This is a genomic window from Elusimicrobia bacterium HGW-Elusimicrobia-1 (genome assembly GCA_002841695.1).
Classification (GTDB): Bacteria; Elusimicrobiota; Endomicrobiia; order PHAN01; family PHAN01; genus PHAN01.
The window spans coordinates 53802-55449 of the sequence record PHAN01000021.1; the positions used below are offsets into that span (position 1 = coordinate 53802).

Annotated in this window: 1 protein-coding gene; it reads right to left on the minus strand. The window is 47.9% G+C overall.

Annotation, left to right across the window (positions count from 1 at the left end; translation table 11 throughout):
* On the minus strand, positions 1-1411 hold a 1411-nt coding region (locus CVU77_08865; GenBank protein PKN00757.1), incomplete at its 3' end, for a hypothetical protein.
* Positions 1412-1648: the final 237 nt, after the last annotated feature.

A 1648-nucleotide genomic window follows, 5' to 3' on the forward strand; every position in this document is an offset into this window, starting at 1 on the left:
AGATACTCGTCGGAGAAATGCCTGCGCCCGAAAGCGTGAGTTTCGGCTTTGTCGTGGAGCCGCCGTATTCGGTGTTGTAACGGATGTAGGCGGTTATCGTCAGAGCGGAGCCGGATTTTACGGGGACTTGCCATATCCAGTTTTCTCCTCCGCCGAAGCCATAAGAATTGGGGTTTGTTCGCGTTACAGATTTTTCCTGCCAGGGTTTTACTCTGTAAGTTATCGAAATGTCTTCAAGGCGGGGTGTCGTCGTTGAGTTTGTCGTCGTAAATGTGCTTTGATATTGAATGTAACGGCCGTGCCAATTCAGAGTTTGGCCGTTTGATACTGTGAGCCAAGACGGGGTTGATGAGTTTATCGAAAACGGATAAGACGATACGCGGATTCCGACGGCAATGTTTGTGCCCGCGGGTTGCGAGGAGGGGTTCCATGAGACGCTTGATACGACGATTTTTGAGGCGGTGTCTATGACGGCGGAGCGATAGGTTCCCGTTGAAAAAAACGCGCCTTCTTCGGAGGAGACCGACGATATTGTGGGTTCTGTGGGGGCGTAGTGGCGTATACGTATCCAGTCAACTTTAGCATCCTGTGCAGTATTTGCGATTGTTATTTTTTTATTATTTATGCTGTTTACAGAACTGCTCGCAAAGTAGGTCCCATTTTTATAAAAATATGCTGCTGATGGCAATACAGCCATGGACAGTATGTCATAAGTATTGTATGTCATACTCACTGCTGAAATAGCAGTTCCAGTTGCTGAGTTATATACATTATATCTTGCCTGCCACTGTTGAGCATCTGCCGTTGAGATTTCTCCTCCAATGCTCCACGTTACTGTATCTGTTCCCCAATCTCCATACCCGACCATGAGTTCTATCGTGCCTGTCGCCCCAGTATTCATCGTTCCCTTCGTTTCAATAATTTTGTTATTTGAAAACGTTGAATTGGATACAACATGATGTCCCCAACTTGGCGAAGGAACACTTATTGTTAGTATGCCATCTGCTACTGATATCCCCGTTCCCGTTGCTGTCCATTTACTTGCATCAAGCGAACTACCGAGAAAATCATCAAAAAATTCAAAAGTATTATCCCCACTCTGTGCTACACTGGCGCTGGCATTGCCATAATACATATAAATCGTGTTATTGCCCGCCGGGAGTGTGGAGATTTTCACCCAAAAGCCCTTTGGCGTTGTGGTGTTGTCGTCAATCCAGTAAGGTACTGTCGTCGTTGCGGTTGATGGAGTGAAACGAAAATCGGCCATTGTTGACTGTGCTGATGAGCGGATTAACGTCCACGCGGAACCAAACGCGCTCGTAGGTATCCATACCTGATAATCCGAAAGGCCGTAGGCGAGGGAGTTGTTGATTGTGATTTTTCTTCGATACTTCCAGCCGGCAAGCCACATTTCTGACGGCGAATGACCGGGCGTGGTAAAAGACGAGCCCTGCCAATCGAGTTGTAGTTGGGTTTCGGGATACCAAGTAGCGTTTACTAAAACGCCGCTTTGCCAGTCGGTTTTGGATGTGTGGGTTATTTGGGATGAGGCCCAAAGTCGGGAAGCGGGAAGGGTGAAGAGTAAAGAGAAAAAGACAAGGACGGCGACGCGACGGAGGACGAAACCGCTATTGTCATTGCGAGCCCC